This window comes from Streptomyces sp. AF1A (genome assembly GCF_047340315.1).
GTDB lineage: Bacteria > Actinomycetota > Actinomycetes > Streptomycetales > Streptomycetaceae > Streptomyces.
This window is the reverse complement of the sequence record NZ_JBLEBI010000089.1, coordinates 1-26427: the sequence shown is the minus strand read 5'-3', so window position 1 is coordinate 26427 and position 26427 is coordinate 1. Positions and strand designations below refer to the sequence as shown.

General features: G+C 71.7%; 22 protein-coding genes, 1 other RNA gene and 1 pseudogene. 21 read left to right on the top strand and 3 right to left on the bottom strand.

Annotated elements, in window-relative coordinates; all coding sequences use genetic code 11:
- The first annotated feature begins 164 nt into the window (after positions 1 to 164).
- Complete coding sequence (gene prfB, locus ACLU3S_RS22485; protein WP_413953723.1) at positions 165 to 1271, top strand: peptide chain release factor 2; 1107 nt, start codon at positions 165 to 167, stop codon at positions 1269 to 1271.
- A 288-nt stretch (positions 1272 to 1559) separates the two neighbouring features.
- Positions 1560 to 2390 carry a hypothetical protein gene (locus ACLU3S_RS22480; protein WP_413953722.1) on the top strand — a complete coding sequence of 277 codons (831 nt, stop codon included), beginning with the start codon at positions 1560 to 1562 and terminating at the stop codon, positions 2388 to 2390.
- Between the two features lie 93 nt (positions 2391 to 2483).
- Here the strand turns inward: ACLU3S_RS22480 and ACLU3S_RS22475 are convergent, their stop codons facing one another.
- The gene (locus tag ACLU3S_RS22475) at positions 2484 to 2675 is read right to left on the bottom strand and encodes a hypothetical protein (protein ID WP_413953721.1); all 192 of its coding nucleotides are present in this window, start codon (positions 2673 to 2675) and stop codon (positions 2484 to 2486) included.
- Between the two features lie 298 nt (positions 2676 to 2973).
- Between ACLU3S_RS22475 and ftsE the strand changes: the two genes are divergently transcribed.
- The 5 genes from ftsE to ssrA all read left to right on the top strand — a co-directional run bounded on the left by ftsE (position 2974) and on the right by ssrA (position 6914).
- Positions 2974 to 3663, top strand: coding sequence for a cell division ATP-binding protein FtsE (ftsE, locus tag ACLU3S_RS22470; RefSeq protein WP_055707746.1), 690 nt, complete (start codon positions 2974 to 2976; stop codon positions 3661 to 3663).
- Positions 3664 to 3706: 43 nt separating this feature from the next.
- Entirely contained in the window at positions 3707 to 4624 is a 918-nt protein-coding gene (gene ftsX, locus ACLU3S_RS22465) for a permease-like cell division protein FtsX (protein WP_413953720.1), read from the top strand.
- 67 nt (positions 4625 to 4691) lie between these two features.
- Positions 4692 to 5861 (top strand): S41 family peptidase, encoded by a 1170-nt coding sequence (locus tag ACLU3S_RS22460; protein WP_413953719.1) that lies wholly within the window; start codon positions 4692 to 4694, stop codon positions 5859 to 5861.
- A 56-nt stretch (positions 5862 to 5917) separates the two neighbouring features.
- Entirely contained in the window at positions 5918 to 6397 is a 480-nt protein-coding gene (gene smpB, locus ACLU3S_RS22455; RefSeq protein ID WP_413953718.1) for an SsrA-binding protein SmpB, read from the top strand.
- Between the two features lie 148 nt (positions 6398 to 6545).
- Positions 6546 to 6914, top strand: a transfer-messenger RNA (tmRNA) gene (gene ssrA, locus ACLU3S_RS22450).
- A 63-nt stretch (positions 6915 to 6977) separates the two neighbouring features.
- On the opposite strand, the gene ACLU3S_RS22445 is transcribed toward ssrA, so the two are convergent.
- Positions 6978 to 8228, bottom strand: a complete 1251-nt coding sequence (locus ACLU3S_RS22445) for an MFS transporter (RefSeq protein ID WP_413953717.1) — start codon at positions 8226 to 8228, stop codon at positions 6978 to 6980.
- 84 nt (positions 8229 to 8312) lie between these two features.
- On the opposite strand from ACLU3S_RS22445, the gene ACLU3S_RS22440 reads away from it, so the two are divergent.
- The 9 genes from ACLU3S_RS22440 (at position 8313) to ACLU3S_RS22400 (ending at position 20291) form a co-directional block, all read left to right on the top strand.
- Positions 8313 to 9287, top strand: a complete 975-nt coding sequence (locus tag ACLU3S_RS22440; RefSeq protein ID WP_413953716.1) for a LysR family transcriptional regulator — start codon at positions 8313 to 8315, stop codon at positions 9285 to 9287.
- Between the two features lie 262 nt (positions 9288 to 9549).
- The gene (locus tag ACLU3S_RS22435; protein WP_413953715.1) at positions 9550 to 10929 is read left to right on the top strand and encodes a nitrate/nitrite transporter; all 1380 of its coding nucleotides are present in this window, start codon (positions 9550 to 9552) and stop codon (positions 10927 to 10929) included.
- Positions 10930 to 11016: 87 nt separating this feature from the next.
- Positions 11017 to 12177, top strand: a complete 1161-nt coding sequence (locus tag ACLU3S_RS22430) for a uroporphyrinogen-III synthase (RefSeq protein ID WP_413953714.1) — start codon at positions 11017 to 11019, stop codon at positions 12175 to 12177.
- A 284-nt stretch (positions 12178 to 12461) separates the two neighbouring features.
- Positions 12462 to 13055, top strand: a complete 594-nt coding sequence (locus ACLU3S_RS22425; protein WP_413953713.1) for a CGNR zinc finger domain-containing protein — start codon at positions 12462 to 12464, stop codon at positions 13053 to 13055.
- 269 nt (positions 13056 to 13324) lie between these two features.
- Positions 13325 to 13909, top strand: coding sequence for a sigma-70 family RNA polymerase sigma factor (locus tag ACLU3S_RS22420; protein ID WP_030167252.1), 585 nt, complete (start codon positions 13325 to 13327; stop codon positions 13907 to 13909).
- Positions 13910 to 13968: 59 nt separating this feature from the next.
- Positions 13969 to 14739: an anti-sigma factor family protein gene (locus ACLU3S_RS22415; protein WP_413953712.1), complete on the top strand. Its 771-nt coding sequence runs from the start codon at positions 13969 to 13971 to the stop codon at positions 14737 to 14739.
- Positions 14740 to 15530: 791 nt separating this feature from the next.
- On the top strand, positions 15531 to 17882 hold the full coding sequence (locus tag ACLU3S_RS22410) for a HelD family protein (RefSeq protein WP_413953711.1): 2352 nt from the start codon (positions 15531 to 15533) through the stop codon (positions 17880 to 17882).
- 389 nt (positions 17883 to 18271) lie between these two features.
- Positions 18272 to 19687 carry an NAD-dependent malic enzyme gene (locus tag ACLU3S_RS22405; RefSeq protein ID WP_413953710.1) on the top strand — a complete coding sequence of 472 codons (1416 nt, stop codon included), beginning with the start codon at positions 18272 to 18274 and terminating at the stop codon, positions 19685 to 19687.
- Positions 19688 to 20009: 322 nt separating this feature from the next.
- On the top strand, positions 20010 to 20291 hold the full coding sequence (locus tag ACLU3S_RS22400; protein ID WP_023550134.1) for an HU family DNA-binding protein: 282 nt from the start codon (positions 20010 to 20012) through the stop codon (positions 20289 to 20291).
- Between the two features lie 223 nt (positions 20292 to 20514).
- On the opposite strand, the gene murA is transcribed toward ACLU3S_RS22400, so the two are convergent.
- Positions 20515 to 21855 carry a UDP-N-acetylglucosamine 1-carboxyvinyltransferase gene (gene murA / locus ACLU3S_RS22395; protein ID WP_413953709.1) on the bottom strand — a complete coding sequence of 447 codons (1341 nt, stop codon included), beginning with the start codon at positions 21853 to 21855 and terminating at the stop codon, positions 20515 to 20517.
- Positions 21856 to 22121: 266 nt separating this feature from the next.
- Here murA and ACLU3S_RS22390 point away from each other — a divergent pair, with 266 nt between their 5' ends.
- From ACLU3S_RS22390 to ACLU3S_RS22370, 5 genes and pseudogenes are all read left to right on the top strand, one after another.
- Positions 22122 to 22694 carry a YqgE/AlgH family protein gene (locus ACLU3S_RS22390; protein ID WP_413953724.1) on the top strand — a complete coding sequence of 191 codons (573 nt, stop codon included), beginning with the start codon at positions 22122 to 22124 and terminating at the stop codon, positions 22692 to 22694.
- Positions 22695 to 22723: 29 nt separating this feature from the next.
- The gene (locus tag ACLU3S_RS22385) at positions 22724 to 23002 is read left to right on the top strand and encodes a DUF3039 domain-containing protein (protein ID WP_143638399.1); all 279 of its coding nucleotides are present in this window, start codon (positions 22724 to 22726) and stop codon (positions 23000 to 23002) included.
- A 202-nt stretch (positions 23003 to 23204) separates the two neighbouring features.
- Complete coding sequence (locus tag ACLU3S_RS22380; RefSeq protein WP_413953708.1) at positions 23205 to 24851, top strand: beta-N-acetylhexosaminidase; 1647 nt, start codon at positions 23205 to 23207, stop codon at positions 24849 to 24851.
- Between the two features lie 224 nt (positions 24852 to 25075).
- The gene (locus ACLU3S_RS22375; RefSeq protein WP_413953707.1) at positions 25076 to 25969 is read left to right on the top strand and encodes an FAD binding domain-containing protein; all 894 of its coding nucleotides are present in this window, start codon (positions 25076 to 25078) and stop codon (positions 25967 to 25969) included.
- Positions 25966 to 26427 (top strand): annotated as a pseudogene (locus ACLU3S_RS22370) (hypothetical protein); the annotation flags it as partial. The gene ACLU3S_RS22375 and the pseudogene ACLU3S_RS22370, both read left to right, overlap by 4 nt.

Sequence of the window (26427 nt, the reverse complement as noted above, 5' to 3'; positions counted from 1 at the left end):
GGGGCCCTGAGCCACCCGGCGGGACCACCGCTTCCCGCCCGCCTGGACCTGTCGGTCGAGAGGGCGCGGCCGCGCGCGCCGGGTGAAGGCCGGGTCCGGGGGCGGAGCCCCGGGGCGGGAGCAGCCCGGCCCAGGTCGCTTGCCACAGCCGTTACGCTGGATGCGTGGCAGTCGTCGATGTATCCGAAGAGCTGAAGTCCCTCTCCTCGACCATGGAGTCGATCGAGGCCGTCCTGGACCTCGACAGCATGAGGGCACAAATCGCCGTGCTTGAGGAGCAGGCGGCGGCGCCGTCCCTGTGGGACAACCCGGACGAGGCGCAGAAGATCACCAGCAAGCTCTCCCACCTCCAGGCCGAGGTCAGGAAGGCGGAGGCGCTGCGCGGCCGGATCGACGACCTCGCGGTCCTCTTCGAGATGGCCGAGGAGGAGAACGACCCGGACACCCGCGCCGAGGCCGAGTCCGAGCTGACCGCCGTGCGCAAGGCGCTGGACGAGATGGAGGTCCGCACCCTCCTGTCCGGCGAGTACGACTCCCGTGAGGCGCTCGTCAACATCCGCGCCGAGGCCGGCGGCGTCGACGCCGCCGACTTCGCCGAGAAGCTCCAGCGCATGTACCTGCGCTGGGCCGAGCAGCGCGGCTACAAGACGGAGCTCATCGAGACGTCGTACGCCGAAGAGGCCGGCATCAAGTCGACCACCTTCGCCGTGCAGGCGCCGTACGCCTACGGCACCCTCTCCGTCGAGCAGGGCACGCACCGCCTGGTGCGCATCTCGCCCTTCGACAACCAGGGCCGCCGCCAGACCTCCTTCGCCGGTGTCGAGGTGCTGCCCGTCGTGGAGCAGTCCGACCACGTCGAGATCGACGAGTCCGACCTGAGGATCGACGTCTACCGGTCCTCCGGCCCCGGCGGCCAGGGCGTCAACACGACCGACTCCGCGGTCCGCATCACGCACCTCCCGACCGGCATCGTGGTCTCCTGCCAGAACGAGCGCTCCCAGATCCAGAACAAGGCCACGGCGATGAACGTCCTGCAGGCCAAGCTGCTGGAGCGGCGCCGGCAGGAGGAGCAGGCCAAGATGGACGCCCTCAAGGGCGACGGCGGCAACTCCTGGGGCAACCAGATGCGTTCGTACGTGCTGCACCCGTACCAGATGGTCAAGGACCTGCGCACCGAGTACGAAGTGGGCAACCCCGAGGCCGTGTTCAACGGTGAGATCGACGGGTTCCTCGAGGCCGGGATTCGCTGGCGCAAGCAGCAGGAGAAGTAACTTTGTCGACATGACCAACTGCCGCCCCAGAGGCGGCAGTTGTCGTTTGTCTGGGTTTTACATCACACTCACAGACTTCAACTCCCCCCAAACGCCCCCCTGGTGGACATTGCGCGCGCAACGGCCTTGACGTTGCTTTGAAAAATCGGAAGGGTGAAGCGTGGCATGCGTACTTTGGGGCGCATGTGAACCGGGGGAAAGAGCTGACTTCGTCATTGGCTGCCTCCGTCGATCACGGCACGCCCCACGCCGCCTCATTGACGATCAGCTACTGGGGGTAGCAACCACATGACCAAGAAGACGCGGATCCGGGTCGCGCGGATAGCCGCCGGTGCCGTGATCGCGGCCGGGGCGTCACTGACCGCCGCCGGCGCGGCCTCCGCCCTGGACCTCGACGTCCAGGCGGGCCCGATCAGCCTCGGCGTCGCCGCCGATGGCCACGACGACGGTGGCAACACCGACGGGGGGAACACTGACGAGGGCAACACCAACGGTGGCTGCACGCTCGGCATCTGCACCGATGGTGGCCAGACCACGGACGGCGGCCAGACGACCGATGGCGGTCAGACGACCGATGGCGGCCAGACCACGGACGGCGGCCAGACCACCGATGGCGGTCAGACCACGGACGGCGGCCAGACCACGGACGGCGGCCAGACCACCGATGGCGGTCAGACCACGGACGGCGGCCAGACCACCGGCGGCGGTCAGACGGACGGTGGCCAGAACGGTGGCCAGACCAGCGGTGGCCAGACCAGCGGTGGCCAGACCAGCGGCGGCCAGACCGACGGCGGCAACTCGACCGGCGGCAACGGCGGTTCGCACGGCACCGGCGGCGGCAACGGCGGCGGTTCGCACGGCACCGGCGGCTCCGGCACCGGTGGCAACAACGACACCCCGCAGGGCGGCAACAACAACGCCTCCCAGGAGGAGGGCTCCTCGGCCCTCACCGACACCGGGACCGACACCCAGGCCCAGGGCGGCGACAAGCAGCTCGCCGAGACCGGTGCCGGGCAGACCGCGTTCCTGCTCGTCGGCGCCGCGACGATGATCGCCGGCGGCATCGGCTTCCGTGTCCTGCCGCGGCTGGTGAACGGCCGGGGCGGCGCGGCCGCCTGAGTGTAGCCGTACGCTCACGCATCGCGCACGCGGTGCCGTGCGAAGGGCCCGGAGCCGACGCTCCGGGCCCTCTCGGTTTTTCTGGGGCTCTTCTTACGCGGCCTGATGCGCGAGCAGGGCCACCGCGGCGATCAGCACCGCGAGCAGTGCGATCAGCGCCATCGGGTTCAGGTTCGGGAAGAACCCCTCCTGCTGCAGTCGCTCGCGGTTGGCGCGGCACACCGGGCACCGGCCCTCACTCACAGGCGACGCGCAGTTCGCGCACACCAACCGGTCGTACGTCATGCGCTCGCCCTCCTTGCACCGGCCATCACACGTACAACGTTCGCGGGAACGAGAACGTTCCCCTCCCACTGTGCCAGTTTCCGCCGTCGCGTGCGCGGGACCCGTGCACAGGCCCGAGAACGCCGAGACCCCCGAGACTCCCGAGACCGCCAGGAACGCCGAGACCGCCGAGACCGCCGAGAACAGTGACCGGTACAAAAACGCACAAGTCTTGTCCAACCTCAACCTGCGACTGCACTTGCACACCCGGTTCGCGTATGGTCACGCTCATCTACCCCCGGCGACCCGTGGTGCATCCGTGATCCGATTCGACAACGTCTCCAAGGTCTACCCCAAGCAGACCCGCCCCGCGCTCAGGGATGTCTCCCTGGAGGTGGAGAAGGGCGAGTTCGTCTTCCTCGTGGGGTCCTCCGGCTCCGGAAAGTCCACCTTCCTGCGGCTGATCCTCCGCGAGGAGCGGTGCAGCCACGGTCAGGTGCACGTCCTCGGCAAGGACCTCGCGCGCCTCTCCAACTGGAAGGTGCCGCAGATGCGCCGCCAGCTGGGGACCGTGTTCCAGGACTTCCGGCTGCTGCCGAACAAGACGGTCGCGGAGAACGTGGCCTTCGCGCAGGAGGTGATCGGCAAGTCCCGTGGCGAGATCCGCAAGTCCGTGCCGCAGGTGCTCGACCTCGTCGGGCTCGGCGGCAAGGAGGACCGGATGCCCGGCGAGCTGTCCGGCGGTGAGCAGCAGCGCGTGGCCATCGCGCGCGCGTTCGTCAACCGGCCCAAGCTGCTGATCGCCGACGAGCCCACCGGCAACCTCGACCCGCAGACCTCCGTCGGCATCATGAAGCTGCTCGACCGCATCAACCGGACGGGCACCACCGTCATCATGGCGACGCACGACCAGAACATCGTGGACCAGATGCGCAAGCGCGTCATCGAGCTGGAGAAGGGCCGGCTCGTCCGCGACCAGGCTCGCGGCGTCTACGGCTACCAGCACTGACGCGCTCCCGCGCCTCGTCCACGGAAAGGCTTGATCCGACGCCATGCGCGCCCAGTTCGTTCTGTCGGAGATCGGGGTCGGTCTCCGCCGCAACCTGACGATGACCTTCGCCGTCATCGTCTCCGTCGCCCTGTCCCTGGCCCTGTTCGGGGGCTCCCTGCTGATGAGCGACCAGGTCAGCACCATGAAGGGCTACTGGTACGACAAGGTCAACGTCTCGATCTTCCTGTGCAACAAGCACGACGCCGAGTCGGACGTCAACTGCGCCAAGGGCGCGGTCACCGAGGACCAGAAGAAGCAGATCCTGCACGACCTGGACGCCATGCCGGTCGTCCAGAAGGTGACCTACGAGTCGCAGGACGAGGCGTACAAGCACTACAAGGAGCAGTTCGGCAACTCGCCGCTGGCCGGCTCCCTCACGCCGGACCAGATGCAGGAGTCGTACCGGATCAAGCTGAAGGACCCGCAGAAGTACCAGGTGATCGCCACCGCGTTCAACGGGCGTGACGGCGTGCAGTCCGTGCAGGACCAGAAGGGCATCCTGGACAACCTCTTCCAGCTGCTGAACCTGATGAACCGGGGCGCGCTCGGCGTCATGGCGCTGATGCTGTTCGTCGCGCTGCTGCTGATCGTCAACACCGTGCGCGTCTCCGCGTTCAGCCGCCGGCGCGAAACCGGGATCATGCGCCTGGTCGGTGCCTCGGGCTTCTACATCCAGGCGCCGTTCATCGCCGAGGCGGCCGTCGCCGGTCTCATCGGCGGCAGCCTGGCCTGTGTGTTCCTCGTCGTCGGCCGGTACTTCACCATCGACCACGGCATGGACCTGTCCCACAAGCTGACGCTCATCAACTTCGTGGGCTGGGACGCGGTGTTGACGAAGCTGCCGCTGATCCTCGCGACCAGCGTCCTGATGCCTTCCCTTGCGGCATTCTTCGCGCTGCGCAAGTACCTGAAGGTGTGACGCATGCCAAGGGAGGCGTACGGGCGTCCGGCCGTGCGCCTCCCCGGGGTGTCCTAGACTCACGGCCATGTCAGGCCGAGACCTGTTCTGTCCGCCCCGCCGCACCCGCCGCGGGGCCGCGCTGACCTTGGTCTTCGCCGGCGTGCTCATGGCCGGGGCCGCCACCGGCTCCTTCCCGGACGCCGGCCAGCCCGCACGGAGGTCCGCCGCCGGACCGGCGCCCGCGGCCACGCGCCACGAGGACGTGCGGAGGGCGGCCGCCGAGGCGATGGCCGACGGCACGTCCCCGATGGAGGCCGCCGAGCGGGCCGTCAGCCGCAGCGGGGACCGCTGGGGCGCCGTCTACTCCGAGGGTGAGTACCAGGAGTTCCAGGAGGCCCTCGACGGCCGCTACACCGGCGTCGGCCTGTCGGCGGCCCGCGCGCAGGACGGCCGGATCGAGGTGACCCGGGTGCAGTCGGGCTCGCCCGCGGCCGCGGCCGGCATCCGCGCGGGGGACGTGCTGAGCAGCGTCGACGGCAGCAAGGTCGACGGCCTGCCGGTGACCGAGGTGGTCTCCTTACTCCGTGGTGACGCCGACGACGCCCCCGCCGGTACGTCGGTCACCCTCGGTCTGCGGCGCGGCACGCGCGCGTGGACCGAGACGCTGCACCGGGCCAGCCTGTCCACCGACTCCGTGACCGTGCACCGGCTGCCCGACGGGGTCACCGCGATCAAGATCGCCGCGTTCACCAGGGGTTCCGGCGACGCGGTGCGCGAGGCCGTCCGCGAGGCCCCGGCCGGCGGCGGGATCATTCTCGACCTGCGCGGCAACTCGGGGGGTCTGGTCACCGAGGCCGTGGACACCGCCTCCGCCTTCCTCGACGGCGGCCTGGTCGCCACCTACGACGTCGACGGCGCCCAGCGCGCCCTGCGCGCCGACTCCGGCGGCGACACGGTCCGCCCCCTGGTCGCGCTCGTGGACGGCGGCACCATGAGCGCCGCCGAGATGCTCACCGGCGCTCTCCAGGACCGCGGCCGCGCGGTCGTGATCGGCTGCCGCACCTTCGGCAAGGGCTCCGTCCAGATGCCGACCCGGCTGCCCGACGGCTCGGTGGCCGAGCTGACCGTGGGCCACTACCGCACCCCGCTCGGCCACGCGGTCGACGGCCGGGGCATCACCCCCGACCTGGAAGCGGGCACGGGCGCCCTGCAGCGCGCCGAGACCGTCCTCACCGGACTGGGTGACCCTTCGTAACCCAGCGTAATCCGCTTCCCTCGCACCCCCTTCGTGGTGCGAAAATGGTCGGCACTATGGCTAAGGAAAAAGGGCGCAAGCTGATCGCGCAGAACAAGAAGGCGCGGCACGACTACCACATCCTCGACACCTACGAGGCCGGCCTGGTCCTCATGGGCACCGAGGTGAAGTCGCTGCGCCAGGGGCGGGCCTCGCTGGTCGACGGCTTCGTGCAGCTGACCGACCACGAGGCGTGGCTGCACAACGTGCACGTCCCCGAGTACAGCCAGGGCACCTGGACCAACCACAGCGCCCGCCGCAAGCGCAAGCTGCTGCTGCACCGCGACGAGATCGACAAGCTCGAGTCCAAGTCCCAGGAGACGGGCCACACCATCGTGCCCCTGGCCCTGTACTTCAAGGACGGCCGGGCGAAGGTCGAGATCGCCCTGGCGAAGGGCAAGAAGGAGTACGACAAGCGCCAGACCCTGCGCGAGAAGCAGGATCGGCGGGAGGCGGACCGTGCGATGGCGGCCGTGCGCCGCAGGCAGCGGGGCTGAGCCGGGAATGCCGAGGGTCCCCGTCGCGTTGTGAAGGTTGCGGCGGCCGGGTGACCGGCGGGAATACGGTGGCATCGGCGGGCGTTGTTCCTCTACGATGGCACCAGCACCGGACCCCGGTCCGGCGTGCACATTGAGAAATCAACATGGGGATGATCGGTTTCGACAGCGGCTGTCGAAGCAGGGGAAGCGTGTCGAGGAAGCGGCCATGATCTCGTAAACCACAGGCCGAAAAAAATAATCGCCAACACCAAGCGCGATTCCTTCGCCCTCGCTGCCTGAGCAGCGACTCGCGAAGTGTCAGCCCGGGGCTGTTCCCGACCCGGATCCTGGCATCAGCTAGGGAACTAAACCTCGATCCCGGTCACGGGGTGAAGAGGGAAACCACACAGTGACTGAGCCCGTCGGCGACTTGTTCGCGTGATCGCCGGGGCCGAGAAAAGCACAGCGAACTGCACACGGAGAAGCCCTGATTCCGCACCGTTGGACGCGGGTTCGATTCCCGCCATCTCCACGAGGCCCCTCCGGGGGCACCCCATGTGGGCAACGGCCCCGTCGCTTTCGAGCGGCGGGGCCGTTGTCATGAGGCAGCGCCGGCCTCGCAGCGCACCGGCGCCGCGCCGACGCGGGCGAGCGCGCCCACCCCCAGAGCCAGGATCGCGGCGCCCGCCGGCACGGCGTACGCCGACGTCGGCGAGAGGTGCTCCACCGTCCAGCCGCCCAGCGCCGAGCCGCACGCGATGCCCGTCAGCAACCCGGTCACCACCAGGCTCATCCCCTCGTTGAGCCGGTCGGCCGGGGTGCGCCGCTGCACCAGCGTCATCCCCGTCACCATCGTCGGCGCCGTCGCCATCCCCGCCACCAGCAACGCGCCGGCCAGCGCCCACAGCGAGCCGGAGACCGCCGCGGCGGCCCACGGCAGGGCCATCAGCGCGGCCATCCCCGCCAGGCAGTGGCCCAGCCGCACCCGCGTCGGCCTGCGCACCCCGTAGACCAGGCCCGCCGCGCAGGAGCCCGCCGCCTGGAGGGCGAGCGCTGCCCCGGCCGCGGTGCGATGACCCTGCGCGTCGGCGAACGCGATCGTGACCACCTCCATCGAGCCGAACACCGCGCCGGTGGCGGTGAAACAGACCAGCAGCACAGGGATGCCCGGGCTGCGCAGCGGCGACGGCGCCTTCGAACGCGCCCGCCGCGGCGGCTCGGTGGCGCGCTGCGCGGTGAACAGCAGCATCCCGGCGAGCAGCAGCCCGGCTGCGGCGAGCGTGCCGGCCTCCGGGAAGAACGTGCCGGTCAGGAAGGAGGCGAGCACCGGGCCGAGCATGTAGCACAATTCGTCGGCGGCCTGCTCGAAGGAGTTCGCGGTGTGCAGGGCGCCCGGGTCGTCCCGCAGCAGATGGGCCCAGCGGGCGCGGGAGAGGCCGCCGATGTTGGGCGTGGCCGCGGTGCCGGCGTAGGCGGCGAACAGAGCCCAGTCCGGGGCGCCTTGGCGCACACACAGCAGCAGCGCCAGGCTGCCGAGCACCGAGACGAGCGTGGCCGGTACGGCCACCCGGGCCTGCCCGTGCCGGTCGACGAGCCGGGCGATCCAGGGCCCGGCCACCGCGGTCGCGGCGAGCCCGGCCGCGGTGACGGCACCGGCGAGGGCGTACGACCCGCGCGAGCCGGCGATCATCACGACCGCGCTGACGCCGAACATGCCGATGGGCAGGCGGGCGAGGAGGTTGCCCGCGGTGAAGGCGCGGGTGCCGGGGCGGGCGAAGAGCCGACGGTATCCACCCGTCCGCCGGGGTCTGTGGGGTATGCGTACGTCTTCTGCGGTCTGCTGCGGCATGGGAATACGGTCACCCGGAGCGGATCACGGGGTCCAACACCTTCCGCGCGCCGATTCACGCACCCTTGTTGTAGGTTCGCGCCCATGCCCGCACCCGCGCACCTGGACCCACGGCTGCTGCGCGCCTTCGTCGCCGTCGCCGAGGAACTGCACTTCACCCGCGCGGCGGCCCGTCTCTACGTCGCCCAGCAGGCGCTCAGCCGGGGCGTACGGCGGCTGGAACGGGAGCTGGGCGCCGAGCTGTTCGTGCGCACCACCCGGCAGGTGTCCCTGACCGCCGACGGCGAACGCCTGCTCCCGCACGCGCGCCGCGTCCTCGCCGCCCAGGACGACCTGCTCGCCGCGTTCGCCGCCGAGGCGCGCCCGCTACTGGTCGACCTCAACTCACCGGGCCTGGTCACCGGGCGCCGGGTGCTGCACCGGGCGCGCGAACTCACCCCGGACTGCGAGCTGATGGCCCGCTACGAGAGCGGCCTCACCGGTGCCGCCGCCGAACTGCTGGCCGGCCGCCTGGACGCCTCCTTCGGCCGCTACGCCGGTCTGGATCCGGCCCTGCGCTCGGGACTGGGGCACCAGCCCGTGCGCTACGAGCCCATGGCCGTCGTCCTGCCCGAAGAGCACCCCCTGGCCGCCCGTGCGGAGGTGCCCCTGTCCGCGCTGGCGGGGGAGACGGTGTACGCGGGAGCGGGGAACGCGCGCACCGTGGAGTGGACCGACCTCGCGCAAAGCCTCTTCGAGGGGCACGGCATACGGCTCGCGCCCCCGCTTCCGCTGGCCGTCGGGGACGAGGAGTTCGAGCGGATCATGGCCAAGACCCGGAACCCGATCCTGGCCGTGGTGGACTTTCCGGCCCTGCCCCGCACGGTACGGCGGCCCCTCGTCGACCCCGTCCCGCTCTCACCCGTCTCCCTGGTGTGGCGAAAGGGGCTGGCCCATCCCGGACTGGACGCGCTGCGCCGGGCGGCCACGGAGATCGCCCGGGCCGAGGGGTGGCTGAGAAGGCGCCCGGACGGATGGATTCCGGCCGCCGACGAAGGCGTGATGAGCGCCCACGGCTGAGCATCCGCGCCTTCCGCCGGAGCGGGGACGTCGCGGCCGGGCGCGGCCCGCGGGCGTGGCCGGGCGGCGCCCCGCGGACCGGCCGCCGGCGCAGAACGGCGTGACGGGGCGCGCGGGCGGCCCTCACCGGCCGCCCCCGCGTCGAGTGAGAGCAACGTTCCCTCGCGGTCACCCACAGCCACGGGCCGGAAACGCGCCCTCCCTACCTTCGGGCTCAGTCGTTCATAGGCAGACCGAGCAGCCGGAGCACCGTGGAGGCGCGATGACATCCCCAGCCCCAACCCGTCGCAGCGGCCGCTGGATCGAGCGCTGGGAACCCGAGGACGAGGGGTTCTGGGAGGCGACCGGGCGGCGGATCGCCCACCGCAACCTCTGGTTCTCCGTCCTCTCCGAGCACATCGGGTTCTCGGTGTGGACCCTGTGGTCGGTGCTCGTCCTCTTCATGGGCCCCGAGTACGGCCTCACACCCGCCGACAAGTTCCTGCTGACCTCGATGGTCACGCTGGTCGGGGCCGTCGTCCGCGTGCCCTACACCTTCGCCGTCGCGGTCTTCGGCGGCCGGAACTGGACGATCGTCTCGGCGGGCCTGCTGCTGGTGCCCACGGTCGCCGCCTACGCGGTCATGGAGCCCGGGACCTCCTTCACCACGTTCCTCCTGATCGGCCTTCTGGCCGGCATCGGCGGCGGCAACTTCGCCTCCTCGATGACCAACATCAACGCCTTCTTCCCGCTCCGGAGGAAGGGCTGGGCACTCGGCCTCAACGCGGGCGGCGGCAACGTCGGCGTGCCCGTCATCCAGCTCGTCGCCCTCGCCGTCATCGGCGCGAACGGCGGCCCGCGCGTGCTGCTCGGCATCTACATCCCGCTGATCGTCGTGGCCGCGGTCCTGGCCGCCGTCTTCATGGACAACCTGACGACGGTGAAGAACGACGCCGGCGCCGCGAAGGACGCCGCCAGGGACGCCCACACGTGGATCATGTCCTTCCTCTACGTCGGCACCTTCGGTTCCTTCATCGGCTACAGCTTCGCCTTCGGCCAGGTGCTGACGAACCAGTTCGGCCGCACCCCGCTGCAGGCCGCGTACCTCACCTTCCTCGGCCCGCTCCTCGGCTCCCTGGTCCGCCCGCTCGGCGGCCGGCTCGCCGACCGCTACGGCGGCGCCCGCATCACCCTGTGGAACTACGTCGGCATGGCCGCCGCCACCGCCGTCCTGGTCGTCGCGAGCATGCAGAAGTCGCTGCCGCTGTTCGTGTCCGTCTTCGTCGTCCTGTTCGTGCTCAGCGGGCTCGGCAACGGCTCGACGTACAAGATGATCCCGGGCATCTTCCAGGCCAAGGCGTTCGCCGAGGGACTGACCGGCGAGGCCGCGGTGGCCCACGGCCGGCGCCTGTCCGGCGCCTCCATGGGCCTGATCGGGGCGGTCGGTGCGCTCGGCGGCGTCGGCATCAACCTCGCGTTCCGCCAGTCCTTCCTCTCCTACGGCTCCGGGACGGGCGCGTTCGTCGCCTTCCTCGCCTTCTACGGTGCCTGCTTCGCCCTCACGTGGGCCGTGTACCTTCGCGGCTCGGCCGCCCGGGCCCGCACGCGGGCTTCGCAGGGGGCGGCGGAGGCGAAGGCCCAGCTCAGCTATGCCGAGGTGTGACGTAACACCGGTGACATCAGCCCGAACCGAGCCTGTCACGCAGCGTTGACAGGCTCGATCGGCGTGCCGGTCAGCTAGGAGAGCCCCATGTACGACGAAGAGCAGCAACCCGGACGGCCGGACCACGGTCCCCTCGCGGGATTCACCGTCGGCGTCACCGCCGCGCGCCGGGCCGACGAGCTGGGCGCCCTGCTGCAGCGCCGTGGCGCCGCCGTCCTGCACGCCCCCGCCCTGCGCATCGTGCCGCTCGCCGACGACGGCGAACTCCTCGCCGCCACCAAGGAGATCATCGGCCAGCGGCCGGACGTGGTCGTGGCCACGACGGCCATCGGCTTCCGCGGCTGGGTGGAGGCGGCGGACGGCTGGGGCCTGGGCGAACAACTGCTCGGCCGGCTGCGCGAGGTGGAGCTGCTGGCCCGCGGCCCGAAGGTCAAGGGCGCGATCCGCGCCGCCGGTCTCACGGAGGAGTGGTCGCCCTCGTCGGAGTCCATGGCCGAGGTTCTCGACCGCCTCCTGGAGCAGGGCGTCGACGGCCGCCGCATCGCCGTACAGCTCCACGGCGAACCCCTGCCCGGATTCGTCGAGTCCCTGCGGGCCGGGGGAGCGGAGGTCGTCCCGGTGCCGGTGTACCGCTGGATGCCCCCGGAGGACGTCACCCCGCTCGACCGCCTCCTGGACGCGGCGGTCTCCCGCGGCCTGGACGCGCTGACCTTCACGAGCGCGCCCGCCGCGGCGTCCCTGCTCTCGCGTGCCGAGGACCGCGGGCTGCTGGACGAGCTGCTTTCGGCCCTCGCGCACGACGTGCTGCCGGCCTGCGTCGGCCCGGTGACCGCACTGCCGTTGCAGGCGCGGGGCGTCGACACGCTGCAACCGGAGCGCTTCCGCCTGGGCCCGCTCGTGCAACTGCTGTGCCAGGAACTCCCGGCCCGCGCCCACGCGTTGCCGGTCGCCGGGCACCGGGTGGAGATCCGGGGTCACGCGGTGCTCGTGGACGGCGCGCTGAAACCGGTCCCTCCGGCCGGGATGTCCCTCCTGCGCGCCCTCGCCCGCCGCCCCGGCTGGGTGGTGCCCCGTTCGGACCTCCTGCGCGCCCTCCCCGGCGCCGGCCGCGACGAACACGCCGTGGAGACGGCCATGGCCCGCCTCCGCACCGCCCTGGGCGCCCCGAAGCTGATCCAGACGGTGGTCAAGCGCGGCTACCGGCTGGCGCTGGACCCCGCGACGGACGCGAAGTACGCGGACGGGTGACCGGCCCCGGACGTCGGCTCACCGGTACGTCGCCCCAGGGATGCACGGCATCCCGCGCCGCGGGACGATCACGGGCAGGAACAGGCCCGGGCCGGTCGCCCGCGCCGGCTCGCGGACGCCTTCACCGCGGCGGCCGGCCGGTCCCGCGCCGACGCTGAACAACAGACCGTTCGGGCAGAGGGGTTCCGGGGACCCCTCCGGGCGGGCACTGTGAAAGGGAGCGACGACGGAACGGTTTCCCTGCAACCACCCCGCACGGTTCCTGCCTAGGCGGTGACAGGCACATGGCACTGGGTACGGCCACGCCCCCGTACGAGCTGCGCTTCGACGCCGGGCGGATCTGTCTGGATCTGCTCGCCACCACGCATCCCGTCGAACGGCTCGACACCGTGGGGGCGTTGTGCGGCTGGATCGGCGGCGCCGGGCTGGTCCCGGCCGGCACGCCGCTGGACCACGCCGACGCCACCTGGCTGTCCGGGTTCCGGGAAGTGCGCGGTCACATCGGCGAGTTGGTGCGCTCCATGCAGGCCGCCGCGACGCCGTCGTACGACCGCTCGCTGGCCCGGATCAACGACATCGCCCGCACCGCACCGCCCGCCCCGCGCGCCGTCCGCGGTGCGGACGGGATCCTCACGCGGGAGTTGGCCGTGCCGCCCGCCGCCGCCGCGCTGCTCGCCGTCGTCGCCCGGGACGCCGTGGAGCTGCTCACCGACCCGGTGGCGCGGGCCGCCGTGCGGGAGTGCGAGGGCGACAACTGCCCGCTCGTGTATCTGGACACCTCCCGTGGCCGGCGCCGGCGCTGGTGCTCCAGCGAGGTGTGCGGCAACCGGGAACGGGTGGCCCGGCACCGGCGGCGCGCGGCGCTGGCGCGCGCCTGAGCGCCCGGTATGCGGCATGCGCCCGGTTGCTATATACACGTAGTCGACGTGATTTCCGTAACATCGCGTTTGCCGTCCCCGCCCTGAGGGCAGCTCGGCCCCCTCCGGCAATGTGTCGCAAATGTAAAGATCGAACGGTGGGGATGTGCTCCCATGTCCCGCTTGTCACGTCACTCCCGGGAAAAGTGTCACCCCGCGTTGAACACGTCGGTCTCTCGCTCCGTACCGGTGGGCGAGCGACCGACTGGGGGAACCCCCGGACACCGGAGGTGGGCGTGCGCAAGGATGCGGCCGTGGCCAATGAACGTGGATCGAGGGCCCGACATCGCATGTCCTCACAGCCCTCGGAACCTGACGAGGAGCTGATGCGTGCCCTGTACCGGGAGCACGCCGGACCCCTGCTCGCGTATGTCCTTCGGCTGGTCGCCGGTGATCGGCAGCGCGCCGAGGACGTCGTGCAGGAAACGCTCATCCGTGCCTGGAAGAACGCCGGTCAGCTCAATCGGGCGACCGGTTCGGTACGCCCCTGGCTGGTGACGGTCGCGCGCCGCATCGTCATCGACGGCCACCGCAGCCGGCAGGCCCGGCCGCAGGAGGTCGATCCGTCGCCGCTGGAGGTCATCCCCGCGGAGGACGAGATCGACAAGGCGCTGTGGCTGATGACGCTGTCGGACGCGCTCGACGACCTGACCCCGGCCCACCGGGAGGTGCTCGTCGAGACGTACTTCAAGGGGCGTACCGTCAACGAGGCGGCCGAGACGCTGGGTATACCCAGCGGCACGGTCCGTTCCCGGGTGTTCTACGCCCTGCGGTCGATGAAGCTGGCACTGGAGGAGCGGGGGGTGACGGCGTGATGAGCAGCGGATACGGGATGCAGGGATTCGGCCCGGGTGGTCCGGGTATGTCTGGCCCCATGAGCCCCAGGCAGGGATCTTCGGTGCCGAGCGAGCACGAGACCGTCGGCGCCTACGCCCTCGGGCTTCTCGACGACGCCGAAGCAACCGCTTTCGAGGCGCATCTCGCGGGGTGCGAGTGGTGCGCCCAGCAGCTGGACGAGCTGGCCGGGATGGAGCCGATGCTGGCCGCACTCGCGGACCTGCCCGACTCGGGCAGCACGCCCGCGATCGGCGAGTCGCTGTCCGCCAAGCCCGCTCCGCGGCTGGTGGAGAGGCTGGTCGACGAGGTCGCCGACCAGCGCGCCAGGAAGCGCCGGCGCAGCTTCTACATGATCGCGGCCGCGGCCGCGCTGATCATCGCCGGTCCGCTGGCCGCGGTGGCGGCGAACAGCGGGTCGAGCGGCGGCGGGAACCAGGTCACCGCGTCCTCGGCGCAGACGACCTTCGCGGCCATGACCGACAAGAAGTCGGCCACGGACCCGTCGTCCCACCTCAGCGCCACCATCGGCATGCAGCAGAAGGACTGGGGCACCCAGGCCGTGCTGGAGCTGAAGAACGCCAAGGGGCCGCTCAAGTGCTCCCTGGTGCTGGTGGCGAAGAACGGGCAGCGCGTGACGATGTCCTCGTGGTCCGTGCCGAACTGGGGCTACGGCATCCCGAACGCCACGTCGGAGCGGGCGAAGAAACCGCTGTACATCGGCGGGGCCGCGGCCTTCAAGCCGAGCGAGATCGACCACTTCGAGGTCGTGACCTTCGAGGGCAAGAAGCTCGTGCAGGTCAACGCGTAGCGCCTGCGGCGGGCTCGGCCGGGGTTGGTGGTGCCGGGGGTGCCGGCTTGGGGCTGCACCCCTGGGCCCCGCGTGCGGGGGTCGGCCTGGGGCTGCACCCCCGGGCCCCGCGTTTGGGTGTGGGCTTGGGGGTGGTGTCCCCGGGATCCCGCGTCTGGGTGTCGGCCTGGGGGTTGTGTCCCCGGGCCTCTGCGTGCGGGGGTCGGCCTGGGGCTGCACCCCCGGGCCTCTGCGTTCGGGTGCCGGCTTGGGGGTGGTGTCCCCGGGCCTCTGCGTTCGGGTGTCGGCTTGGAGTGGTGTCCCCGGGCCCCCGCGTTTGGGCGTCGGCCTGGGGGTTGTGCCTCCGGCCCGCGCGTTTGGGTGCCGGTGGTGTCCCCGAGCCCCTGGGTTTGGGTGTGGGCTTGGGGACTGCACCCCCGGGCCCCTGCGTTTGGTGCTGTGGTGCGTGCGGGTTTGTCCGGGGTTGGGGTGTTGCGTCGGGGCTGTCGCCCCGGTCCCCGCGTTGGAGGTGTCGTCCTGGGGGTCGCATCTGCCCAGGCCCCTCGGGGGCTGCGCCCCCCGGGTCTCGCCTACGGGCGGGGGCGTCCTGTTCGTGGGTGCGTGTGGGGCCGTGGGAGGCAGGGTCGCGCGGTTTCGCGCGTCCCTTGCGGGCGGACGGTGTGCGCGTGGTCGCCGGTGCCGCGTGCGGGCGCGTGCGGCCCGCGGCCCTTCCGGCCTGGCCGTCCCCGTAGCTTCCGGCGGCTCCCTTCGCGTACGGTTGACGGCTGCCCAGCACGTCAGAAGGGGGCCCGGTGGCCGCTCAGGTTCAGCAGTCCGCGGTCGGCTCGGTACACGGCGCGCACGACTCCGCCCGTGACCGGGAGATCCGTGTCGAGCAGGAACACCTGGACCGGGTGTACCGGCGGCTCGAGGAGAAGATCCACGAGGCCGAGTTCCTGATGCACGACGCGGCCAAGCGCGGCCAGGTCGGCACCCCCGGCGCGCTCGCGGAGCGGGACGCGCAGGTCTTCCGGGCCGGCATCCACCTGAACCGGCTCAACAACGAGTTCGAAGGCTTCCTCTTCGGCCGGATCGACCTGCTGCCCGGCAAGGACGGCAAGAAGGGCCCCGACGGCGCCTACACGGCGGTGGAGCCCGCGGAGGGCGCCGTCCGGCCCGACAACACCGCCGACATCGCCGAGACCCTGCACATCGGGCGCATCGGCGTGCTCGACCAGGACTACGCCCCGCTGGTCATCGACTGGCGGGCGCCCGCCGCCGCGCCCTTCTACCGGTCCACCCCGGTCGAGCCCGGCCGGGTCGTACGACGCCGGGTCATCCGCTCCAAGGGGCGCCGGGTGCTCGGGGTCGAGGACGACCTGATGCGGCCCGAGCTGACCGCGTACCTCGACGGCCGCCGGCTGCCCGTCATCGGCGACGGCGCCCTGATGGCCGCCCTCGGGCAGGCCCGCACCCACACCATGCGGGACATCGTCTCGTCCATCCAGGCCGAACAGGACCTGGTCATCCGCGCCCCCGCCGCCTCCGTCACCTACGTGGAGGGGGGCCCGGGCACCGGGAAGACGGCCGTCGCCCTGCACCGCGCCGCCTACCTGCTGTACCAGGACCGGCGGCGGTACGCCGGCGGCATCCTCATCGTCTCCCCGACCCCGCTGCTGGTGGCGTACACCGAGGGCGTGCTGCCTTCGCTGGGCGAGGAGGGCCAGGTCGCGATCCGGGCCATCGGCTCGCTCGTCGACGGCGCGGAGGCCACCCTGTACGACTCCCCGTCCGTGGCCCGCGCCAAGGGCTCGTACCGGATGCTGAAGGTGCTGCGCAAGGCCGCCCGAGGCGCCCTGGAACTGGGGCCGGCCGCCCCGGCGGCCGTGGACGACGGCGGGCGGAAGGCCCCGGGCGGCACGCCCGACCGCCTCCGCGTCGTCGCCTTCGGGCGCCGCCTCGAACTGGAGGCCGACGAGCTGGAACGTATCCGCCGTACCGCACTCGGCGGCACCGCGCCCGTCAACCTGCTGCGCCCGCGCGCCCGCAAGCTGCTGCTGGACGCCCTGTGGGCCAAGTCCGGCGCGGCCGGCCGGCACACCGACCCGGAGCTGGCCGCCGAGCTGCGCTCCTCCTTCGACGAGGACATCACCGCGGAGGACTCCTTCACCGGCTTCCTGGACGCGTGGTGGCCCGAGCTGACCCCGAGGGCGGTGCTCGCCGCCATGGCCGACGAGAGGCGGCTCGGCCGCTGGGCCCGCCGGGTCCTCAACCCGGGGGAGGTCCGCAGGGTGGCCCGCTCGCTGAGGCGCGACGGCCTCTCCGTGCACGACATCGCGATGCTGGACGAGCTGCAGGCGATCCTCGGCACCCCGACCCGGCCGCGCAGGAAGCGCGAGCTCGACCCGCTGGACCAGCTCACCGGCCTGGAGGAGCTGATGCCGGTGCGCGAGGAGTCCCAGCGGGAGCGGGCGGAGCGGCTGGCGCAGGAGCGCACCGAGTACGCCCACGTCATCGTGGACGAGGCCCAGGACCTGACCCCGATGCAGTGGCGCATGGTCGGCCGCCGCGGCCGGCACGCCACGTGGACGGTGGTGGGCGACCCGGCCCAGTCCTCCTGGTCCGACCCGGACGAGGCGGCCGAGGCCCGCGACGAGGCCCTCGGCACCCGGCCCCGGCGCCGCTTCCAGCTCACCGTGAACTACCGCAACCCGTCCGAGATCGCCGAGCTGGCCGCCAAGGTCCTCGCCCTCGCCATGCCCGGCTCCGAGGCGCCGTCCGCCGTGCGGTCCACCGGGGTCGAGCCGCGCTTCAGCGTGGTGGGGGACTCCCTGGAGGCCACCGTGCGCGCGGAGGCCGAGCGGCTGCTGGACCTGGTGGACGGCACGATCGGCGTGGTCGTCGCGATGAACCGGCGCGAGGAGGCGCGGCGCTGGCTGGCCGGGCTCGGCGACCGGGTCGTGGCGCTGGGCAGCCTGGAGGCCAAGGGGCTGGAGTACGACGCGACCGTCGTCGTCTCCCCGGCGGAGATCGCCGACGAGTCCCCGGCCGGCCTGCGCGTGCTGTACGTGGCGCTGACCCGCGCCACCCAGCAGCTGACGGTGGTCTCCGGCGAGCGGGACGAGCCGGACGCGGCGGGGGTGCCGGACCTGTTGCGGGACTGAGCGGTGGGCCGAAGGGGCGGTTTCCTGTGAACCGCGCGCAGCGGGAATGGTCCCCGGCATCGGTTTGTTAGCCTTGCTGTGACACCGGCCCGATCCAAGCCCCCGGGCCCAACCTTCGTCCCTGCGAGGGACCACTTGCCGCGAGGCGAGCATGGCGGGTCGGTGTCACTGAGCTTCGAGGGACCCACGTCCGATGTGACGTGGGTCTCTGTTCTTTTGTCCGATCAATTCTCGTATGGTGGAAGAGATTTTCCGTAATTCCCGCACCCGTCGGGCGGCTCCGTGTGAACAAAACGTCCGCAACCCAGGGCGACTACCACGTACTGAGCGGTAGGTGCGACGATCGGACGGCACAACCCGCGACACGGTGAAAGCAGAGGAAGTCGGCCATGGCAACGGCGCCCAGCGTCTCCTACTCGATGACCATCCGGCTGGAGGTGCCCGCGAGCGGAACCGCCGTCTCGCAGCTCACCACCGCCGTGGAGTCCTCCGGAGGCTCGGTCACCGGCCTCGACGTCACCGCGTCCGGCCACGAGAAGCTCCGTATCGACGTGACCATCGCGGCCACCTCCACGGCACACGCCGAGGAGATCGTCGAGAAGCTGCGCGGCATCGAGGGCGTCACGCTGGGGAAGGTCTCGGACCGTACCTTCCTGATGCACCTCGGCGGCAAGATCGAGATGGCGTCGAAGCACCCCATCCGCAACCGTGACGACCTGTCCATGGTCTACACGCCCGGGGTCGCCCGCGTCTGCATGGCCATCGCCCAGAACCCCGAGGACGCCCGCCGGCTCACCATCAAGCGCAACTCCGTTGCGGTCGTGACGGACGGCTCCGCCGTGCTCGGCCTCGGCAACATCGGCCCGAAGGCCGCGCTGCCCGTCATGGAGGGCAAGGCGGCCCTCTTCAAACGCTTCGCCGGCATCGACGCCTGGCCGATCTGCCTGGACACCCAGGACTCCGACGCGATCGTGGAGATCGTCAAGGCGATCGCCCCCGGGTTCGCCGGCATCAACCTGGAGGACATCTCCGCGCCCCGCTGCTTCGAGATCGAGGCGCGGCTGCGCGAGGCCCTCGACATCCCCGTCTTCCACGACGACCAGCACGGCACCGCGATCGTCGTCCTCGCCGCCCTGACCAACGCCCTGCGCGTCACGGGCAAGGCGATCGAGAACATCCGGGTCGTGATGTCCGGCGCCGGCGCGGCCGGCACGGCCATCCTCAAGCTGTTGCTCGCCGCGGGCGTGAAGAACGCCGTCGTCGCCGACATCCACGGTGTCGTGCACGCCGGCCGCGAGGACCTGGTGAGCGCCCCGGCCGACTCGGCACTGCGCTGGATCGCCGACAACACCAACCCCGAGGGCCTCACCGGGACCCTCAAGGAGGCCGTGCGCGGCGCCGACGTCTTCATCGGCGTCTCCGCCCCGAACGTCCTCGACGGCGACGACGTGGCCGCGATGGCGGACGGCGCGATCGTGTTCGCGCTCGCGAACCCGGACCCCGAGGTCGACCCGGCAATCGCCCGTCAGACGGCGGCCGTTGTGGCCACCGGCCGCTCCGACTTCCCCAACCAGATCAACAACGTGCTCGTCTTCCCGGGCGTCTTCCGCGGCCTGCTGGACGCCCAGTCCCGTACCGTCAACACCGAGATGATGCTCGCCGCCGCCCAGGCCCTCGCCGACGTGGTCAGCGCGGACGAGCTGAACCCCAACTACATCATTCCGAGCGTCTTCAACGACCGGGTCGCGGGCGCGGTCGCGGGAGCGGTCCGCGAGGCCGCGAAGGCGGCCGGCGCGACGGCCTAGGCACGCCGTGCCGTACTGTGCTGGGGCTGTGAGGATCACCACGGCGGCCTTCTGCACCGGCGCGTCGTGGAACCAGCCGATGCCAGGTGCGCTCTAGGGTGACGCCGAGCGGGCGCTCTTCGTGTGACTCCCCAGGGTGTTCTCACGACTCCTACGGGTGCCGGATTGGCTTTACCACCGCAGGTAGGGGCAGGATGCTCCTCCGGGGACTCCGTCCCCGGGGGCACCCCCACCTGGGCGCGAGCGCATCGGCATCGCAGTGCCTCGGGCGGCCCCGCCGCGTGGCACACCCCAACGGCAAGAAAAACACGGGAGTAACAACATGAACCGCAGTGAGCTGGTGGCCGCGCTGGCCGACCGCGCCGAGGTGACCCGCAAGGACGCCGACGCCGTGCTGGCCGCGTTCGCCGAGACCGTCGGCGAGATCGTCGCCAAGGGCGACGAGAAGGTCACCATCCCTGGCTTCCTGACCTTCGAGCGCACCCACCGTGCCGCTCGCACCGCGCGCAACCCGCAGACCGGCGAGCCGATCAACATCCCCGCCGGCTACAGCGTGAAGGTCACCGCGGGCAGCAAGCTCAAGGAAGCGGCCAAGGGCAAGTAATCGCTCCGCTTCGAGCGCCGGTCCGCTGGAGCGCCGTTCGACCTGAGCGCCGTCGGTGCCTGCGGGCCGGCTGCGGCCGGCCGCGCCACGCGGCGGAGCCGCAGGTCTGACAGAGTCCCGCGCCCCTGACGGGGCGCGCCTCGACCGACGACGCCGAAAAGGACGCCGAAAAGGGCGGCCCCCCTCTCGTCGAGGGGGGCCGCCCTTTCGCCGTCCGTGACGTCTAGCCGAGCGCCTTGCCCGGCAGTTCGACCTTCGCGCCCAGTTCCACGAGCTTCTCCATGAAGTTCTCGTAGCCGCGATTGATCAGTTCGATGCCGTGCACCCGGGAGGTGCCCTCGGCGGCGAGGGCCGCGATGAGGTACGAGAAGCCGCCGCGCAGGTCGGGGATGACCAGGTCGGCGCCCTGCAGCCTGGTCGGGCCGGAGACGACCGCGGAGTGCAGGAAGTTGCGCTGGCCGAAGCGGCAGTGAGAGCCGCCCAGGCACTCGCGGTAGAGCTGGATGTGCGCGCCCATCTGGTTGAGCGCGGAGGTGAAGCCGAGCCGGGACTCGTACACCGTCTCGTGGATGATCGACAGGCCCGTGGCCTGGGTCAGGGCCACCACCAGCGGCTGCTGCCAGTCGGTCTGGAAGCCGGGGTGCACGTCCGTCTCCAGCGCGATGGACTTCAACTGGCCGCCGGGGTGCCAGAACCGGATGCCCTCGTCGTCGATCTCGAAGGCACCGCCCACCTTCCGGTAGGTGTTGAGGAACGTCATCATCGAGCGCTGCTGGGCGCCGTGGACGTAGATGTTGCCGTTGGTGGCGAGCGCCGCCGACGCCCAGGACGCGGCCTCCAGCCGGTCCGGCAGGGCGCGGTGGGTGTAGCCGCCGAGCGTGTCCACACCGGTGATGCGGATCGTGCGGTCGGTGTCCATCGCGATGATCGCGCCCATCTTCTGCAGCACGCAGATGAGGTCCTCGATCTCCGGCTCGACGGCCGCGTTGGACAACTCGGTGACGCCCTCGGCGAGTACGGCCGTCAGCAGCACCTGCTCGGTCGCGCCGACGGACGGGTACGGCAGCCGGATCTTCGTGCCGCGCAGGCCCTTCGGCGCCTCCAGGTACTGCCCGTCGGCGCGCTTCTCGATGACCGCGCCGAACTGCCGCAGCACGTCGAAGTGGAAGTCGATCGGCCGGCCGCCGATGTCACAGCCGCCGAGACCGGGGATGAACGCGTGACCCAGGCGGTGCAGCAGCGGGCCGCAGAAGAGGATCGGGATGCGGCTGGAGCCCGCGTGGGCGTCGATGTCGGCCACGTTGGCGCTCTCGACGCGCGTCGGGTCCAGCACCAGCTCGCCGGGTTCCTCGCCCGGACGGACCGTCACCCCGTGCAGCTGGAGCAGGCCGCGGACGACCCGCACGTCACGGATGTCGGGAACGTTGCGCAGTCTGCTCGGCGCACTGCCCAGCAGGGCGGCGACCATGGCCTTCGGCACGAGGTTCTTCGCACCGCGGACACGGATCTCGCCCTCGAGCGGGGTTCCGCCGTGGACAAGCAGGACATCGTCGTTGACGGTCATGTATCTCGCGTTCCGATGAGATGGGCAGGGGCCGGCCGGTCACTGTGCGCGGGGGCCGGGAAGACAGACTAATCGCCGATCACCCCCCTGCCGTAAGCCCAAGTACCGCCAAGACGCGTCATAGCTGTGTCACAACACGAACCGTTCCCTGCCGGGCACATGGGGTCACCGATCAGGGCGTGCGCCGGGGGCGCATCCCCGCGCCCTGAGCTGGGAGGCCCGGATTGGCTCCCCACACCGGGGGAAGATGCGGGATCATGTCTGCCATGACCGAGGTGTCCTCGCTCACAGGGCGGCTGCTCGTGGCCACCCCCGCCCTGGCGGACCCGAACTTCGACCGCGCGGTGGTGCTCCTTCTCGACCACGACGAGGAGGGCTCCCTCGGCGTCGTCCTCAACCGGCCCACCCCCGTGGACGTGGGCGACATCCTCGAGGGCTGGGCCGACCTCGCCGGCGAGCCCGGCGTCGTCTTCCAGGGCGGCCCCGTCTCGCTGGACTCGGCCCTGGGCATCGCGGTCATCCCGGGCGGCGCGAACGGCGACCGGGCCCCGCTCGGCTGGCGGCGGGTGCACGGCGCGATCGGCCTGGTCGACCTGGAGGCCCCGCCCGAACTGCTCGCCTCCGCCCTCGGCTCCCTGCGGATCTTCGCCGGGTACGCCGGCTGGGGTCCCGGCCAGCTGGAGGACGAGCTGGTCGAGGGCGCCTGGTACGTCGTCGAGTCCGAGCCCGGTGACGTCTCCTCGCCGGCCCCGGAGAGACTCTGGCGCGAGGTGCTGCGCCGCCAGCGCAACGAGCTGGCGATGGTGGCCACGTATCCGGACGACCCGTCGCTCAACTGAAGCGGGGGAGCTTCAGTACCCTGGGGCCTATGAGCACTCTCGAGCCCGAGCGCGGGACTGGTACGGGGACCCTCGTAGAGCCGACGCCACAGGTGTCCCACGGCGACGGCGACCACGAGCGCTTCGCCCACTACGTCCAGAAGGACAAGATCATGGCGAGCGCCCTCGACGGCACCCCCGTCGTGGCGCTGTGCGGCAAGGTCTGGGTGCCGGGCCGCGACCCGAAGAAGTACCCCGTGTGTCCCATGTGCAAGGAGATCTACGAATCCATGGGCAGCGGCGGCGACGACAAGGGCGGCGACAAGTAGCGGCTCCGTCCGCCCCTACCGACCCGTGAGGGCCCCGGCGCGTGCTGGGCGTGCGCCGGGGCTTTTGCCGTGCCTCGCGCCCTCGACTGGTCCAGACCTCTTGTGCGGGGTGCCGTGAATCCGTAGCGTCCCCTTGCGGTTGTACGCAGTGGAACGGCCGTTGCGCATTGTGCAACGCCTCGGGTGCGGAGGTCGACGGACGATGAACGGCACACCCCATGTCCCGGAGTCCGGCGTGGCGCTGATCCCGGCGCCGGGCCATGTGGTGCGGAACGCGCCCGGCCGCACGAGGCTGGACGGGGAGACGGCGCTGGAGGCGGGGCCCGGCACGGAGGGCGTGGCGCGCTGGCTGCGGGCCACGCTCGGCGCGGCGACGGGACTGCCCTTCCCCGACGCACCCGACCGCGCCCATCGCATCGCGCTGAGCATCGAGCCCGAGCTGCCGCCGGAGGGCTACCGCGTCGTCACCGACGGCCGGCCGCTGCGCATTCAGGGCGGGAGCGCCGCCGGGGTCTTCTGGGGCGCCCAGACCCTGCGGCAGCTGCTCGGCCCGGACGCCTTCCGCCGCGCGCCGCTGCGGCCGGACCGGGACTGGGACCTGCCGGAGATCACCGTCGAGGACAGTCCCCGATTCGTCTGGCGCGGTCTTCTGCTCGACGTGGCACGGCACTTCATGCCCAAGGAAGGCGTGCTGCGCTATCTGGATCTGATGGCCGCCCACAAACTCAATGTCCTGCACTTCCATCTGACGGATGATCAGGGTTGGCGGATCGAGATCGAGCGATATCCAAAACTGACCGAGATCGCCTCCTGGAGGCCGCGGACGAAATTCGGTCACCGGGCCTCACCGCTCTGGGAGGAGAAGCCGCACGGCGGTTACTACACCCAGGACGACATCCGGGAGATCGTCGCCTACGCCGCCGAGCGGCATATCACCGTCGTCCCGGAAATCGACGTACCGGGCCATTCGCAGGCCGCCATCGCCGCGTATCCGGAACTCGGCAACACCGACGTCATCGACACCACCGCCCTCTCCGTCTGGGACACCTGGGGGGTCAACTCCAACGTACTCGCCCCCACTGACACCACCCTGCGTTTCTACGAAGGGGTGTTCGGGGAAGTCCTGGAGTTGTTCCCCTCGCCGTTCATCCACATCGGCGGCGACGAATGCCCCAAGGACCAGTGGCGCGCATCACCGGCCGCGCAGGCCCGCATCGCGGAACTCGGGCTCGCCGGCGAGGACGACCTGCAGTCCTGGTTCATCCGGCACTTCGACGCGTGGCTTTCCGTGCGCGGGCGCCGGCTCATCGGCTGGGACGAAATTCTGGAGGGTGGTCTCGCGCCCGGCGCGGCGGTCTCCTCCTGGCGCGGCTATGCGGGCGGGATCGCGGCCGCGCGGGCCGGCCACGACGTGATCATGTGCCCGGAGCAGTACGTGTACTTGGACCACCGCCAGGCCCCCGGCGAGGACGAGCCCGTGCCGATCGGCTTCGTGCGCACCCTGGAGGACGTCTACCGGTTCGACCCCGTCCCGGCCGGACTCACCGCGGCCGAGGCGGAGCGCGTGCTCGGCACCCAGGCCAACGTGTGGACCGAGGTGCTGGAGGACACCGCGCGCGTCGACTACCAGGCCTTCCCCCGGCTCGCGGCCTTCGCCGAGGTGGCCTGGAGCCGGCTGCCGGCGCCGGCGGAGCGGGACTTCGCGGACTTCGAGCGCCGGATGGCCGCCCACTACCGGCGACTTGACGCCCTCGGGGTGGCGTACCGGCCGCCCGCCGGGCCCCGGCCCTGGCAGCGGCGCCCCGGAGTGCTCGGCCGCCCGATCGAGGGCCCGCCCCCGAACAGATAGCGGAAAAATCCCGACACCATCACCGAAGAGTGGCAATCCACACTCTCCGGTGATGGCGTGCGAAACCCGGCCATCTCCCAGGTGAGGTGGGCGAATGCCTCCTAGCGGACCCCCGCGTTCGGGTCTTGCGAAGATGTGCCAGAGTTGCCACGTCCGCCCTGTCAGCACGTACCGTACGGCGCAACAGGTGAGACCAGGTGGGGCAGCGGGAAGGGGCAGCCGGTTTGACCACGCACGCACCGCAGGCGGCGCAGGCCGTCACGCTGCCCACGACGCTGGACGAGGCCGTGGCGGCCCTGACCGCCATGCCCGCCGCGGTCCCCGTCGCGGGCGGCACCGACCTCATGGCGGCCGTCAACTCCGGCCAGCTCCGGCCCGCCGCCCTGGTCGGCCTCGGCCGGATCAGCGAGATCCGCGGCTGGCAGTACCAGGACGGGCACGCGCTGCTCGGCGCCGGCCTGACCCACGCGCGCATGGGCCGCCCCGACTTCGCGGCCCTGATCCCGGCGCTCGCCGCCGCCGCGCGCGCCGCGGGCCCCCCGCACATCCGCAACGCCGGCACCCTGGGCGGCAACATCGCCTCGGCCGCCCCCACCGGCGACGCGCTGCCGGTGCTGGCCGCCCTGGAGGCGACGCTGGTCATCGCCGGCCCGGGCGGAGGGCGCCGGGAGATTCCCGTGTCGCACCTGCTGGCCGGCGTGGAGATGCTGCACGGCGGCGAACTCATCGGCTACGTGCGCGTGCCGCTGCTGCACGCCCCGCAGGTCTTCCTGAAGGCGACCGGACGCACCGGCCCCGGCCGCGCGGTGGCCTCCGTGGCCCTCGTCCTCGACCCGGCCCGGCGCGGCGTACGCTGCGCCGTCGGGGCCATAGCGCCGATGCCGCTCAGGCCCCTGGAGGCCGAGCAGTGGGTCGCGCAGCTCATCGACTGGGACAACGACCGCGCGCTCGTCCCGGAGGCGCTGCACGCCTTCGGCGAGTACGTCTCCGCGGCCTGCATCCCCGACCCGGCGCCGGAGCCGGACGGCTCGGTGCCCCCGCTTCCGCCCGCCGTACTGCACCTGCGGCGCACCGTCGCCGCGCTGGCCCGACGAGCACTGGGGAGGGCGCTGTCGTGACCGACGACCAGCACGGAGAGGGCGCGCCGCAGGGCGGCGGACGCTGGAACCGGCTGCCCCAGGGCGACTACGACGACGGCGCCACCGCCTTCGTCAAGCTCCCCGAGGGCGGCATCGACGCCCTGCTGTCCGGCGACAGCCCCCTGGCCGCCCCAGGGCACGGCTACGTGCCGCCGCGGATAGCGGCGACGCAGGCCGAGGAGGCGCCGGCCGCCTGGCCCGCGCCCGACGGCGGCGGCCAGTGGCCCGACCCCGACGCCGCGCAGGCGCAGGCGCAGCCCGCGGACGACCGGTTCACGTACCAGCCCGGTGCCACGCAGCACTGGACCTTCGAGGAGCAGGCCGCTCCGGCCGCCTCCGCACACGATGTGACCGGGCAGTGGTCCATCCCCGTCGCCGGGGGCGAACTACCGGACGAATCGGGCGAATTCACCACGTCCTCACTGGTCGAGCAGTGG